We start from the raw sequence: 13596 nt of genomic DNA, 5'->3' as shown, positions 1-13596 counted from the left end.
TCAACATTTGAGCGTGAAAACGTAACGTCGTCAAACTTGTTTTAGACTGACGCGGTGACAGAGCCGATCTACTCGTGGCTGTACGTGCAGCAGGGCGTGGACGCCGTGAAGGCCGCGATCGGGCGGCGCATGGAGGCCGAGGCCGCGTGTTCGCTGCTGGAGCACGTGGCGCTCTACCAGCTGCACCACAACGGCGGGCGGCTGCAGATGTCCGAGCTCGTCGAGCTGTTGGACGTCAGCCCGTCCGGGGTCACGCGGCTGATCGAACGGCTGGTCAAGCGCGGCTGGGTGGTCAGGGAACAGCCCGCGGACAACCGGCGGCTCGTCCTCGCCGTGCTCACGCCCGAAGGCGAGGAGGCCTGCGTGGGAACGACCGCGCGGGTGTACCGGGAGACGCTGGCCGAGGAGTTCACCGAGCTGCTGAGCGAGCGCGACCTCGCCGACCTGCGCCGGATCGGCCGCAAGCTGATGGAAGGCCACGGGCGGTGGGACGTGAAGCGGTTCGCGCCCTCAGAGGAGTGACGGCAGGACGTGCTCCTCGGTGACCATCAGACCCGTGGTGGCCATGGTCTCGGCGAGGTCGGGGTCCCAGCTCGCGGTCTCCGGCCTGCTGTTCAACGTCGGCAGCTCCACGCCGCGCGCGATCAGCGTGGCGACGGCCTCGCGGTAGTCGGCCGCCGACATCCGCCACGCGGTGCCGCCGGTCCAGGCGAGGATCTCGTTGGTGGCTCGGATGCCGTCGGGCGTGAAGTCGTTGTGGCACCGGACGGTCCTGCCGTCGAGGTGGTGCCGAGCCTGCGAGGTGAGGCCGTCCGGGAGCACCATCAACGGTCCGGGCACACCGGATTCGAGCAGTCGCGGACTGCGCACGACCGTGATCTCCTGCGCCGCCAACGAGTCGTTGAGCGTCAGATAACCCTGCGAGGTGAGAACGGGGTTGCTGAACGCGTCGGGCAACACGCCGGACCGTTCCCAGTCGGTGCCGGCCAGCGCCAGCGCCTTCCGCACGATGCGGGCGAGCGGGCGGCCGTCGTCGAGATCGTTGCCCGCCAAGGCGAACCGGGTGGTCCAGCGACGCGGTTCGGGGTGCAGCTTCGCGAGGATCGACGCGGCCTGGTTCGCGATCATCGGCAGCGCGGGCTGCGGGATCTTGCCGTACCTGCGGACGTGCTCGATCCACTCGGTGGCCCAGGAAGCCTGCAACAACCCGTGCTCGCGCAACGCGAACCTCAGCACCGCGTCCGCGGTCGAGGACTCCTGGGACGTCGACAGGCCGATCGGCTTGCCGTGCACGGATTCCAGCACCTCTGGCAACGAGCTGCCGTGCGCGCGAACGTGCTCGTCCAGACGTGCCAGCGAGATCTGCCGGCGCGCCGGATGAGCGACGGGCTTGCGCAACAGCTCGCCCAGCACGGTGGCGGTGCCGGCGTCCTCCACGCGGAAGCTGAACGCGGAGCGGCCGCCGCCCTCCATCGTCTCGCGGGCGAGACGCCAGAACTCGGCGAGCTCGGGAGAGTCCATGTTCACGGCACCACCCTAGTTTCCTGATTCGCTCTGCGCCGATGCCGGTTCTGGGCACCGTCGGTGACGAGGAGGTCCGACCACACTGCCGCCGGAGCAGGTCGCGCGCCGGCTGCCCGCGTTGCCGGGCGATCCGGAGGTCACGCTGGGGCAGCTGCTGGAGGGTGTGGCGGTCGGCCAGGGCACGTGGGTGCGGGTCGGCCGGACCGAGCCCCGTCCGTGGAACGTCGTGGAGTCCGACCTCGGGTTCGCGTCGACGGTCTGGGTCGCGTTCCGGCTGGACAAGGAGAACGACACCGCCGCGCGGCTCGACGACGTGGTCCGGCGGACCGTCGCGCTGCTCGACGAGGTTCCCGGAGACGCGGTGCTGCACTTCACCCACGAGGTCGTGTGGCTGCTCCGCCGCGCCGGTGAGCTGAGCCTGAACACCGCGGCACACCGAAGTTCGCCTAGGGGCGAGGCCGGCCTTGACAGGGGGAGTCCCGAAGCGGACTCTTCCTAACCATGAGCGTTCTGCCTAATCGTGATAGGCAAGCCGAACGGCGTGAGGCAACTCGGCGGGAGATCGTCGACGCCGCGTGGGAGATCGCGCGCCGCGACGGGCTGGCCGCCGTCACGTTGCGGGAGGTGGCGGCCATGATCGGGATGCGGTCGCCGTCGCTGTACTCGCACTTCGACTCGAAGAACGCGATCTACGACGCGATGTTCGGGCAGGCCTGGACGCTCTACCTCGCCGAGATGCGCGAGCGCCCGCTGCCCGCGCGGCCGCGGGAGGCGGTGCTCGCGATCGCCGAGCACTTCTTCGCGTTCTCGCTCGCCGACCCCGCCCGCTACCAGCTGCTCAACCAGCACGCCATCCCCGGCTTCACGCCGTCGGAGGCTGCCTACGCGCCATCCGTCGAGGTCATCGGCCTGCTGCAGGACAGCCTGCGCGGGCTCGGCGTCCCAGAGTCCGCCGACGCCGACCTGTTCCTAGCCCTGTGCGGCGGCCTGCTCGACCGGCAACTCGCGAACGAGCCCGGTGGCGACCGCTGGCTGAAGCAGCTGCCCCGCGTGATCGACATGTTCGCCGACGAAGTCGGCCTGCCCGGACCGTCCCTGAGGAGCTCACGATGACCGCCGCGCTCACCGCCAGACCCCGCACGTCCGCACTCGACCGCGACACCGCGATGCGGCTGGCCGCCACCGAGTACGAACGGATCGTCGCCCTGCTGGAAGGGCTCGCGCCCCAGGACTGGGCCAAACCCACCGACTGCCCCGCCTGGGACGTCCGCGCGATGGCGGCACATCTGCTCGGGATGGCCGAGATGTCCGCGTCGATCCGCGAGAGCATGCGGCAGGTCAAGGCGGCTCAGGCACGCGGCGGGGTGTTCATCGACGGGCTGACGGACCTGCAGGTGGCCGAACGGGCGGGGATGGCTCCCGCCGCCATCGTCGCCCGCTACGCCGAGGTGGCTCCGAAGGCGGTGAAGGCACGGCGGCGCATGCCGTGGTTCGTGCGCAGGCAGAAGATGCCGGCCGCACAGGTGGTCAACGCCCGTGAGGAGACGTGGACGCTCGGGTTCCTGTCCGACGTGATCATGACCCGGGACCCGTGGATGCACCGGACCGACATCGCGCGTGCCACGGGCGCGCCGCTGGTGCTGACGGCCGAGCACGACGGCGTGCTGGTCGCCGACGTGGTCAGCGAGTGGCACGAGAGGCTGGCCAGGCCGGTCGCGCTGCGCCTGACCGGGCCCGCGGGTGGCACCTGGGGGCAGGGCGGTCCGGAACTGGAGTTCGACGCGGTCGAGTTCTGCCGCGCGCTCTCCGGCCGCGGGACCGCCCCGCTGGACACCGAAGTGCCCTTCTAGGGGTCGATCCGGTCCAGCGCCGCGCCGTCCCACGTGGTCTGCGTGCACGCGACGCCCCGGCCGTTCTTGGGCCGCAGCACGTCGAAGATGTGCATGCGCGGGATCTTGTCCGACACGCCCCAGCCGCTCGGCCAGGTGATCACCCAGTCCATGTCGAGGTCGACCAGCAGGCCCAGCATCCGCGCGATGGTCGGGTCGTCGAGGCGTTCGAAGGCCTCGTCCAGCAGGACCAGGCGCAGCGGGTCGAACTCGTCGCTGACGGCGTCGTAGAAGCTCGCCGCGGCCGCGAACAGCGTCACGTACGAGATCAGCCGGGTCTCGCCGGACGAGAGCTGGCGCAGCCGCCGTTCGCGCGGGCCGCCGTCCGGGCCCGTGTCCGCGACGGTCACCGTGAACTGGTGCCAGGTGCGGTAGTCGAGGGCGCGCGACAGGATCTCGGCGTAACCGCCGGTGTGCGCGTCCCGCTCGTTCTCGATGCGTTCGGTGAAGACGCGGCGCAGGGTGGCGTCCTGCTCGGGCGTGCGTTCGCCGAACGGCAGCCGCACGAGCGCAAGCGCTTGCCGCGTCGAGTCGTCGAGGGCGCTGGACGACTTCCAGGCGAGCTTGACGTGCACGCCCTGGCTGGAACGGGCCTGGCCGAGCACCTCGTTCATGCGCTTGGTGAGGCTCTCGGCGACGGAGATCTGGCCGCGCAGCCACTCGGCCAGGTCGCGGATGAGGTAGTCGGCGAAGACGCTCTGGTACTGCTCGTCCAGGAACCCGCGCTGCTCGGCCAGCTTCGTCGTCACCTGGCGGGCGGCGACGGCGACGGGCTTCGCGCCCTCCTCGCCGGTCACCGTCACGGTCAGCAGGCCCGCGTGCTGCTCGGCGGCGATGTCGTGGCTGCCGGCGAGCGCGGTCTGCAACGCCTGCAGCTTGGCGATCACGGTCGCCTCGGTGCCGCCGCGACGGTCGGGCGTCTCGGCGATGGCCTGGCGCACCTGGGCTTCCTCGGGTGCCTCCGGGAACGCCGCCGCCAGCAGACCGGGGGCGCGGACGGTCGCCTGGAAGTTCGCGGAGGCGCGCTCCAGGGCTTCCGAGGCGTCGGTGACCTGCGTGGAGTTGCTCTCCAGCAACGCTTCCAGCTTCGCGGCCTGCTCACGCGCGGTCGTGATGCTCTCGCGCACGCCCTTGAGGTCCTCGCGCATCTTCTTGCGCGACTTCTCCAGCGACGTGAGCTGCTCGCTGATCTCCTTGGCCTCGCCGCCGACCGCGTCGGTCAGCTCGGCCAGCGTTCCGGCCTGCGCCGCGTAGTCGACGCACCGGCTGTCGGCGTCGGCCTCCGCGGTCTGCCGGTCGGCGACGGACTCGTGGTAGCGGTGCGAGGCGTCGGTGAGGTCGGAGATCGTGCCCTGGCACCGCCTTCGCACGGCGTCGCCGAGCAGGTCCGCGGTCCGCTGGGCCTCACCGGCGGCCGCCTGGGCCTGCCGGAGCGCCTCGGTATCGGACGACAGGTCGGCGTCGCCCGCCTGCCGGGTCAGCTCGCTGCGCGCCGCCTCGAGCCGGGAGTTGGCGTTCTCCAAGGCTTCCCGCAGTTCGAACGTGCGCTGCTGGGACCGGGCCGCGGACTCCTCGGCGGCCTGGACGCGGCTGTGCTTCGCGATCAGCTCACCATCGGCGGGGAACGCCGCGAGGTGCGCCTCCCAGGTGGCGACGTGCTCGTGGGCGCGCGCCAGCTCGTCCTCCGCGGTGCCGAGCTGGGTGCGCAGATCGGCGAGTTCCTCTTCCAGGGCCACGATTCGGCGGCCGCGGGCGGCTTCCCGCGCGCCCGCGCCGATGAACTCGGCCTCCGGCTTGGTCCAGCGGCCGGTCAGCACGCCCGTGCGCCAGTCGCCGGTGGTGGTCATGTCGTCCAGCGACACCGCTTTGAGCAGGTCCGCGACGAACGCCTCCGGCACCGGCGAACCTTCGACCGCCGGCACGAGGTAGTCGGTCAGGGAACGGCCGTCGGCGGCGGGCCTCGGTACGGCCAGGACGTCGTTGAGCTCGGCGTCGGCCGGGGTCACCCAGGCGTCCAGCAGCCCGCTCGCCTGCAGTGCCGCTTCCAGCCCCGCCCGTTCCTCGTCGGTGAGCGACGGCACGAAGTCGACCAGCCGGTAGAAGGGCGCGCCGACGGCGGAATCGCGGTCCGCCGACGTGTACTGGCCCGGCATGGGCACGCGCTCGTTGCCCGAACGCAGCCCGATGAGCTCCTCGTCCAGCGTGTCGAGGCGAGCCCGCAGATCGGTGCGCTGCTGGGTGAACGCGTGCGCGGCGTCGCGAGCCGTCTGCACGAGCGGTCCGGCCCATTCGCGCGCGGTGGCGCTCAGCGTCTTCGCGGCGGCGGGGTCGGCGGTCCGGGGCAGCCTCAGCGCCTCGGCCGGGCGTTCGTCGAGCAACGGCCCGCTCGACGTCCACACCTCGACCTGCTCCAGCCAGGCCTGCACGACCTCGGCCAGCTCCTGCATCTCCTGGTTGCGCAACGAGGTCGACTCGGTCGCGCCGAGCTGCGCGTCGCGGGCCTTCTGCCGCAACGACTCCACCTCGCGCTGCTGCGAGTCCAGCGCCAGCGCCTGCTCGTGCAACGCCAATGCGAGCGCACCCCGTTGGCGGGCAAGGGAAGCGATGCCCGAGGTCTGGTCGACGACCGACGTCAGCGCGGCCAGCACGTCCTCGGTCGCGGCGGCTGGTGGAACCCGGCGTTCGATCGGCAGCGGTCCGGCCTCGGGATCCGGCTTGGCGCGCACCGAAGCCGTGGTCACGGTGGCCTCGGCGGCCGGGACCTGCGGCACGTCCGGCGCGAGGTCCGGGTCCATCCCGGCCAGCCGCAGGTTCTCCCGCAACGGCTCGCTCAACGCGTCGGCGGCCTGGAGATCTTCCGCGAGACGCTTCAGCAGCCGCAGCACGTTGTCGACGGACGCGTCCTCCTGGGCGCGCTGGCGGTGCGCCGTTTCGAGGGCGGCGACGGCGGAGGACCGCATCTGCGCCACCAGGTTCTCGCGCGTCTTGAGGTCCTGAAGGTCGCGGAACGCCGGCAGCTCCTTCAGCGCCGCGATGGTCTCCTCCGCCTGCTGCTCACCGGTCTCCATGTCGACCAGGGCCTGCTCGGACGCCGTGCGCTCCATCCGCGTGAGGTCCAGCTCCTGCGTGAGCTTCGCCTGCTCGCGCCGCAGCTTGCCCACCGACTTCTCGGCGCCCTCCAGCCGTTCGGACGCGCTGCGCAGCCCGCCGAACGCGTAGTCGCTGTAGGTCTTGAGGAACGTGCCGAGCGCACTGTCCGCAGAGGACAGTCGGACGATGTTCTCGCGGATCGACTCCAGGTCGTCGAACGACGTCGCGAGCTGCTCGACCATCGCCTGGTCCAGGGGCGGCAGCGCGTCGCTGAGGATCTGCTCCAGCTGGCCTTCCAGCACCTTCAGACCGACGTCCGGGTTGCGCAGCGTCCGCTGGAGGTGCAGCAGGTCGCCATAGCGCGCCGCCGGAACGCCGTAGACGGTCTCGGCGACCTTCGCGCGGAACGCCGGCTCCTCGAACATGCAGTCCGCGCCGATGAGATCCCGCAGCTGCGCCGGGCCGTGCGGAACGCGTTCCGGGCCCGCGAGCTGCAGTTCCGCGCCGACGCGCATGGGCGTGACGAAGCGCCACGAGTCCGTGATGGCCTGCGAGGTCTTCGACGCTTTCACGCCGAGGCCGCACGTCAGGTACTCGTTGCCCGAGTGGTCGGCGGCCTCGCGGATCAGCTCGACCCACGCGTAGCCGATGCGGTTCGGGCCGCCGTCGTAGTCGTCCAGCATCAGGCGCCGCAGGCTGACCGTGTCGAAGCCCTTGGAGCCGAGCTGCCGCAGGTCGCCGTCCAGGCACAGCGGGAGCAGCAGCTCCAGCGTGCGGGACTTGCCGGAACCGTTGGTGCCCTGGAAGATCGCGCGGCCACCGGAGAAGTCGAACGTCTGCTCGGTGTACTGCCAGATGTTGACCACGCCGCCGCGGTGCAGCCGCCACCTGCTCATGAAACGTTCTCCTCGTCGAACAGGGACCAGCTCGGTACTTCGGACACCACGACGGGTTGTTCCGGTTGTTCTCGTTCCGGGTCGCCGTCGGGGGACGGCAGCCAGCGGTGCGCGGCCGCGCTCACGGCCCACGCGCCGTCTTCCAGTCGTGCCGCCAGACCCATGCGGCGCAACAACTCCGTCACCTCGGCGACCAGCCGGTCGAGATCCTCGGTGAACTGCTTCGACCACGCCGCGGGATAGTCCTCGACCAGCCCGGCGCAGACCTCGCGCAGCCGTTCGACGGTGACGACGTGCCGTGCGGGCGCGTCTTCTTCCTCGCTGTCCAGCAGGTCCGGCAGCGCGAGCAACGTGATGCGCGCGACCGTCGAGACGCCGGGGAACGACAGGTCGGTCAGGAAGTCCTCGGGGTCGGCGGCGAGCACGCCCTCGACCCTGCACTCGGTGTGCAGGCCGAAAGCCTGCTCCAGCAACGCGGTCTCCTTGCGCTGGTTGCGGCGCAGCCACTCCGCCTGCTCGTCCGGCAGGTCCGCGTAGAGCACCAGCGGCGTCTCGACCAGCTTGCGGCGAACCGCGTGCTCGATGCCGCGCGGACCCGGACGCGCCGCGAGTTCGATGAGGTGGGCGGGGTTCTGGGCTTCGCCCACCGGACCCGTCACGAGCTGGCCCAGCAGATCGGTGTCGATCGTGATCAACGCTTCCTGGGGCAGCAGGTCCTGGGCGACCGAACCTTCGGTCTCGTGCATCACACCGAGGGAAACGAGGTGGCGCAGAGCCGCGGTGAGGGCACGCCGTTCGGTGACGTCGTCCGGTGCGTCGATGCCCGCTTCGACTGCGGCGGAACGGATGTCGGCCACCAGGCGGGACAGCAGCGTCTGCCGGCCGATGCCGGTGAGGACCGCGAGCGTGAGGGCCAGGTACGCGTAGCCGCGCGGGGACATGCTGAGCACGCCGCGCGTGTCGTCGTTGCCGGGACCCGACTTGTAGAGGCGCGCGAACCGGCGTTCCACGACCAGCCGGTAGCCGAGCAGGCCAGCGAACAGGTCCTGCAGCGTCGCCCGGTGCCGGTAGACGAGGCTGAGCAGCTCGCCGTCCGGGCCGTCGGAACGCAGCAAAGGCCTGCGCAGCAACGTTCGCGCGCACCGCACCACGTTCGCGGCGTCGATGTCGGAGAGGTTGTCCAAGTGGTTCATTGCTTCAGTGCCACCGTCGCGTCGTGCAGGGTGAGCGTCCCGGCGGCCGACCTGATCTGAGTCGTCGTGCCGTGGGCGATCTCGAGTTTGAGGCCGCGCACGGGGTCGCTGGCCGATCCGCTGTCGTGCGGGGAGTCGCGCTGGGCCATCGCGAGCGTGAGCAGCTCGCAGAAGACCTCCAACGCGCCGTGCGTGAGCGTGGAGTTCTCCAGGTTTCCGGCGGCCTTGGTCAGTTCCGCGACGTGCCGCGCGCGGATCTCGTCCGCCTCCCGGGCCTCCGCCAGCAGCGACTGCTCGGTCATCGGGTCGTCGAGGATCCTGGACGGCCTGCCGCGCCCGCCCCGGTCGCCTCTCGTGCGCACCGACACCGTGACGTCGCAGACCGGGCCGTCGCGCCACGGCGTGCGCTCGTTGTCCGAGTCGTGTTCCGGCGCGGGGGAGAGGTGCCGTGCGCTGTAGAGACCGAACGCGGAGGCGTAGATCTCGTGCGCCTCTTCGCGGGTCGAGTTGTCGAACCAGCTCGCGAGCTTCAGCAGTTCGGCGCGGCGTCCTGGCAGCAGCCCACCGCCGGACGTCGCGCGCTTCACGCTGGCCAGGAGGCTGCCGATCGCACGGGCCGTGGCCTCGCGCAGCGCCGTGACCTGGCTCGGGCGGCCCGGGCGGTCGACGAACCAGTCCGTCAGCTCCTGCCAGTCCTCCGGCGTGCGGCCGCGGGCGCGTTCGACGTTGAGGCCGAGGTCGGTGCCGAGGAGTCGCAGGAGCTCGGTGCGGGCCTTCGTGAAGCCGGCCAGGGCCTCCGCGATCGGGGGCGTGTACTTCAGGACGTCCTCGACGACCCGCTGGATGTACTCGACCAGCAGGTTCCGGAAGCCGGCGATCTCCTCGGGCGCGAGGTGGTTCCTGGTGACGACCTGGCCGAGGTAGGCGTAGAAGTCGCGGACCGTCGCCGCGAGCTCGGCGTGCTGCAGGAACAGCGTCGTGACGCGTTCGGCCAGCAGCTCCTTGGTCTTGTCACCCTCGTTGAGCAGGGCGACGGAGAGGCTGCCGCCCAGTTCGTTGAGGCCGCGTTCGATGGCGGGGAGCAGCTCGCGGGAGACCTCGCGGGCGCCCTCGGGAACCCGCAGCAGCTCGTCGACGTCGCGCTGGACGCGGACGGCGAGCTTGGAGACCTGGTAGCGGACGCTGCCGTGCTGGAACTCGGCGATGCTGGCCGCGACGACCTCGCGCCGGCCCTGGACCAGGTTGCCCCACTCGACCAGCTGCTTGAGGCGGTTGATGACGTTCTCGATGCGGCTCTCGCCCTGCTCGACCCTGCCCTCGCGCTCCTGCCCGGCCAGCGCGCCCGCGACCTCGCCCGCGCTGAGATCCGCCAGCAGCGTGGAGGTGAACAGCCGCATGATCGCCAGGTACGTGCGCTGGTGATCGCGCGCGTCCAGATAGGCGTACAGCTTCAGCCGCTTGTGCTCCACGACCGGCCACCCTAATGCGCGTGCGGGTGTGCTGCGGCGCTACGGTGCCTTCGACGAGCTGGGGAGGCTGCCGTGGGTGCGGGTCGCGCGTTGGGGTTGTTGCTGGGCGTGGCGGCGGACGCGGTGTTCGGTGATCCCCGCCGATTTCACCCGGTAGCGGCATTCGGGTCGTCGGCCGCGGCCCTCGAAAAGCGGCTTTACGCGGACTCACAGGCCGCCGGTGTGGCCTACACGGCCGTGCTGGTCGGCGGGACCGTGGCCGCCGGTGTCGCCGTGGAACGCCTCGCGCGCCGCAACTGGCTGACGCAGGCGTTGGTGACGGGCGCGGCGACCTGGGTGGTGCTGGGCGGCAACTCGCTGGCCACCGAGGGCACGTCGATGGGCCGCGAACTGGCCGACGGCGACCTCGACGCCGCCCGTGACCGGTTGCCGAACCTGTGCGGCCGTGACGCTCAGAGGCTGGACACGTCGGGCCTGGCGCGCGCGACCGTGGAGTCCGTGGCCGAGAACACCTCGGACGCCGTCGTGGCGCCGTTGTTCTGGGGCGCGGTCTACGGGGTCCCCGGCCTGCTGGGCTACCGCGCCGCCAACACGCTGGACGCGATGGTCGGCCACAAGTCGCCGCGCTACTTGAAGTTCGGCTGGGCCTCGGCCCGCCTGGACGACCTGCTGAACCTGCTGCCGTCGCGCCTGGCGGCCCTGCTCACGGTCGGCGGTGCCCCGGTCGTCAGCGGCTCGGCCTCGCAGGCCCTGGAGACCTGGCGCCGGGACGCGTCAGCGCACCCGTCGCCCAACGCGGGCCAGGTCGAGGCGGCGTTCGCCGGTGCTCTGGAGATCCGCCTGGGCGGCCGCACCGTCTACTCGCACGGCGTCGAGGAGCGCCCGGTGCTCGGCCACGGCCGCAACCCGGACTCAGGTCACGTGACGCGTGCCGTGGAGCTGTCCCGCGTCGTCGGCTTCGGCGCCGGCGTCGTCAGCGCCTTCGTCGCCCTCTTCCGCAAGTAGCTCGGCGATCGACTTCTTTTTCTTCTTGCCCTCGTAGAGCACGCCGCCGGGCCGTGCCTCGCGAATCGTGAAGTACAGCCAGCCGCCGACCGCCATCACGCCGAACGCGATCCACTGCAGCGCGTAGGAGAAGAACGGCCCGGACTCGAGCCGCGGCAACGGCAGCGTGTCCAGCGCACCGGGCTGGTTCTCGATCAGCTGGTAGTAGCCGGGCTCGATGCCCGCGCCCACGGCGTTGTTGTTGATCGAGTAGATCTGCCGGCGCCCGTCCTGCTGGAACGCGGGCTGGTCGTTCGACTCGTTGGGCCGCGCGAGCCCGATGAGCGTGACCTCGCCGGTGGGGGGTGCGGTGAACTCCGGCGGCTTGATGCCGTTGACCGGCCGCACGTACCCGCGGTCGATCAGGATCTTGTGCCCCGTGGTGGTCTCGAACGGCGTGATGACCTCGAAGGCCGCCTCGCCCTGCACGGTCCGCAGCCGCGCGAGGGCTTCCAGTTCCGGCAGGTAACGGCCCTTGATCTCGACCTTCTGCCACTCGTCGTGCTGCGCGCCGAACTGGGCGGGATCGCTCTTCAACGACTTGGTGATGGCGGAGTTCTGCTGCTGCCGCTCGTCGTTGCGGCCGAACTGCCACGGCGACAGGAAGTAGACGCAGGCACCCGCGAACACCCAGACGGCCAGGGTCAGCGCCAGCCAGCCCGGCTTGAGGAGGAACTTGAACCGCACGTCCTCACGGTAGATGCGTGAGCTGGACCTCGTGGAACTGGGTCACGAACCCCTCGCCGTGCGGGCTCGCGGCCATGATCCCCGCGAACACCTCCACCGCAGGCGGGAAGTAGGCCTTGCGCATCATCACCGCCGGTTCCGCGCCGTCCAGCCCGTACTTCACGACCACCGCGTCCCCACGCCGTTCCGCTGTCACCGTGAACGTCTCGAAGGCGTCGACCACGGCCAGGTTCCAGTCCGAGAAGCCGCGCGCCACGACCGTGCTGGCCTGCTGCCTCCCGTCGAACACCTCGACCCCGGCCTTGATCCAGTTCTCGTCGTCGATCAGGAGCCCGATGCCCGCGTGGTCGTACTGGGCCGGGAAGTCGCCGCTGAAGGTCGCGGTGATCGTGAAGTCGCCGGCTAGGCGCACGCCGTAGACGTGGCCGGTGGTGTGGATCTCGCCGTTGCCGGTGAGCCGCCAGAAGTCCGTCTTCGCCTCCGCGTGCACGGTCAGGGGATCGGTCGACCACTTCCGCGGCTCGTTGCGCCACGTCCACCCAGTCAGGTCCATGGACGTCATCCTCGCAAAGCCGCGCGCATCGCGGCCAAGGCTTCCGATCGGTAGCCGCCGCCGAACAGCACGGCGTGCACGAGCAGCGGGAACAGCTGGTGCAACGGCACCCGCGCCTGCCAGCCGTCGGCCAGCGGCGCCACCTCCTGGTAGGCGCCCAGCACGTGGTCGAGGAACGGGCAGCCGAAGAGCCGGAGCATCGCGAGGTCGCTCTCCCGATGCCCGCCGTGGGCCGCAGGGTCGATCAGCCACACCTGGCCGTCGGCGCCCCACAGCACGTTGCCGCTCCACAGGTCGCCGTGCAGCCGTGCGGGAGGTTCCGGCGGACCGGCGATCTCGCTGATCCGCGCACACACCTCGCTCACGTCGATGCCTGCTTGCCGCGCGTACGGCTCGATGCGTTGTGACGCGAACCACGACGGCCACTCCGGTGCGGGCTCGTTGACCATCGGCGCCATGCCGATCGTGGCCTCGCGCGGACCGCCGGGCGGTGCGGAGCCGAACGCGTCGGCCCCGGCGAGGTGCAGCGCTGCAAGGCGGCGGCCGAAGGTCACGGCCGCCTGAAGATCCGGTTCGCCGGCCGGGATCTCGTCGATCACCAGCGTGCCGCCCTCCGCGCTGTGCACGAACGGGATCGGCGGGCCGCCGTCGACGCGCAGCCACCGCAGACCGGCCGCCTCGGCAGCGGTGGCCCGAGGTGACTGGTGCTTCGTCCTCAGAGCCGCTCGCGGACCCACGCGATCAATCCCGGCATCGCCGCCTCGGTCATGACGAGCACCTCGTCGAACCCGGAATCGTCGCCGTAGTACGGATCCGGCACGTCCGCGCCGTCGGCGTCCGGATCGAACGAACGGAGCAGCCGGACGCGATCGGAATCGGCCATCCGGCGCAACGCGCGGGCGTGGCCGGAATCGAGCGCCACCAGCAGATCGGCGTCCAGGTGGCCGGGACCGACCTGTGCGGCGACGTGGTCGGTGGGATATCCGTTGTCCGCCAAGGTCTTCAGTGCGCGGGGGTCGGCGGGGTCGCCGACGTGCCATCCACCGGTTCCGGCACTGGACACCCGGACCTCGGAGGACAATCCTTCCCGGGACAGCCATTCCCGGAAGACGAGCGCTGCCACGGGGGACCGGCAGATGTTGCCGGTGCAGACGAACGAGACGTGCATGGAACGCAGCCTAAGTGGTGCCGCCGCACGGTAACGCTCAACCGCTGTCGCAAGATGTATGGACAAACGACATGGAGGCCGCC

General features: G+C 70.9%; 13 protein-coding genes. 5 read left to right on the top strand and 8 right to left on the bottom strand.

The annotated features are described in order from the left end of the window. Positions 1–54 precede the first annotated feature (54 nt). On the top strand, positions 55–522 hold the full coding sequence (locus ACH413_RS22000) for a MarR family transcriptional regulator (RefSeq protein WP_360037426.1): 468 nt from the start codon (positions 55–57) through the stop codon (positions 520–522). Here the strand turns inward: ACH413_RS22000 and ACH413_RS21995 are convergent. Then, the gene (locus tag ACH413_RS21995; RefSeq protein WP_360038186.1) at positions 511–1521 is read right to left on the bottom strand and encodes a DUF2399 domain-containing protein; all 1011 of its coding nucleotides are present in this window, start codon (positions 1519–1521) and stop codon (positions 511–513) included. The two genes, ACH413_RS22000 and ACH413_RS21995, sit on opposite strands and share 12 nt — an antisense overlap. An 85-nt stretch (positions 1522–1606) precedes the next feature. Here ACH413_RS21995 and ACH413_RS21990 point away from each other — a divergent pair, with 85 nt between their 5' ends. The 3 genes from ACH413_RS21990 to ACH413_RS21980 are packed head-to-tail and all read left to right on the top strand — an operon-like array spanning position 1607 to position 3374. Next, positions 1607–2023, top strand: a complete 417-nt coding sequence (locus ACH413_RS21990; RefSeq protein ID WP_360038183.1) for a SitI3 family protein — start codon at positions 1607–1609, stop codon at positions 2021–2023. Positions 2024–2025: 2 nt separating this feature from the next. Further along, a complete protein-coding gene (locus ACH413_RS21985) occupies positions 2026–2637 on the top strand; it encodes a TetR/AcrR family transcriptional regulator (protein WP_360037423.1) in 612 nt (203 codons plus the stop codon). After that, positions 2634–3374: a maleylpyruvate isomerase family mycothiol-dependent enzyme gene (locus ACH413_RS21980; RefSeq protein WP_360037420.1), complete on the top strand. Its 741-nt coding sequence runs from the start codon at positions 2634–2636 to the stop codon at positions 3372–3374. Before ACH413_RS21985 ends, ACH413_RS21980 begins: the two co-directional genes overlap by 4 nt. Here the strand turns inward: ACH413_RS21980 and ACH413_RS21975 are convergent. From ACH413_RS21975 to ACH413_RS21965, 3 genes are read right to left on the bottom strand one after another with little or no spacing between them, the layout of a single operon-like run. Beyond that, positions 3371–7399 (bottom strand): TIGR02680 family protein, encoded by a 4029-nt coding sequence (locus ACH413_RS21975; RefSeq protein ID WP_360037417.1) that lies wholly within the window; start codon positions 7397–7399, stop codon positions 3371–3373. The genes ACH413_RS21980 and ACH413_RS21975 overlap by 4 nt on opposite strands. Beyond that, a complete protein-coding gene (locus tag ACH413_RS21970; RefSeq protein ID WP_360037414.1) occupies positions 7396–8592 on the bottom strand; it encodes a TIGR02678 family protein in 1197 nt (398 codons plus the stop codon). The genes ACH413_RS21975 and ACH413_RS21970 overlap by 4 nt, the downstream gene beginning before the upstream one ends. Then, positions 8589–10061, bottom strand: a complete 1473-nt coding sequence (locus ACH413_RS21965) for a DUF2397 domain-containing protein (protein ID WP_360037412.1) — start codon at positions 10059–10061, stop codon at positions 8589–8591. The genes ACH413_RS21970 and ACH413_RS21965 overlap by 4 nt, the downstream gene beginning before the upstream one ends. Positions 10062–10133: 72 nt before the next feature. Between ACH413_RS21965 and ACH413_RS21960 the strand changes: the two genes are divergently transcribed. Next, complete coding sequence (locus tag ACH413_RS21960; RefSeq protein ID WP_360037409.1) at positions 10134–11066, top strand: cobalamin biosynthesis protein; 933 nt, start codon at positions 10134–10136, stop codon at positions 11064–11066. Here ACH413_RS21960 and ACH413_RS21955 read toward each other — a convergent pair. From ACH413_RS21955 to ACH413_RS21940, 4 genes are read right to left on the bottom strand one after another with little or no spacing between them, the layout of a single operon-like run. Next, positions 10974–11792: an SURF1 family cytochrome oxidase biogenesis protein gene (locus ACH413_RS21955; protein WP_360037406.1), complete on the bottom strand. Its 819-nt coding sequence runs from the start codon at positions 11790–11792 to the stop codon at positions 10974–10976. The genes ACH413_RS21960 and ACH413_RS21955 overlap by 93 nt on opposite strands. 4 nt (positions 11793–11796) lie before the next feature. Next, on the bottom strand, positions 11797–12345 hold the full coding sequence (locus ACH413_RS21950) for a DUF1349 domain-containing protein (RefSeq protein WP_360037403.1): 549 nt from the start codon (positions 12343–12345) through the stop codon (positions 11797–11799). 5 nt (positions 12346–12350) lie between these two features. Next, positions 12351–13082 (bottom strand): fructosamine kinase family protein, encoded by a 732-nt coding sequence (locus ACH413_RS21945; RefSeq protein ID WP_360037401.1) that lies wholly within the window; start codon positions 13080–13082, stop codon positions 12351–12353. Beyond that, positions 13061–13513, bottom strand: coding sequence for a low molecular weight protein-tyrosine-phosphatase (locus ACH413_RS21940; protein ID WP_360037398.1), 453 nt, complete (start codon positions 13511–13513; stop codon positions 13061–13063). Before ACH413_RS21940 ends, ACH413_RS21945 begins: the two co-directional genes overlap by 22 nt. Positions 13514–13596: the final 83 nt, after the last annotated feature.

Origin of the sequence: Lentzea sp. NPDC020367, assembly GCF_044387305.1 — a bacterium.
GTDB lineage: Bacteria > Actinomycetota > Actinomycetes > Mycobacteriales > Pseudonocardiaceae > Lentzea.
This window is presented reverse-complemented; position numbering and strand designations above follow the sequence as displayed.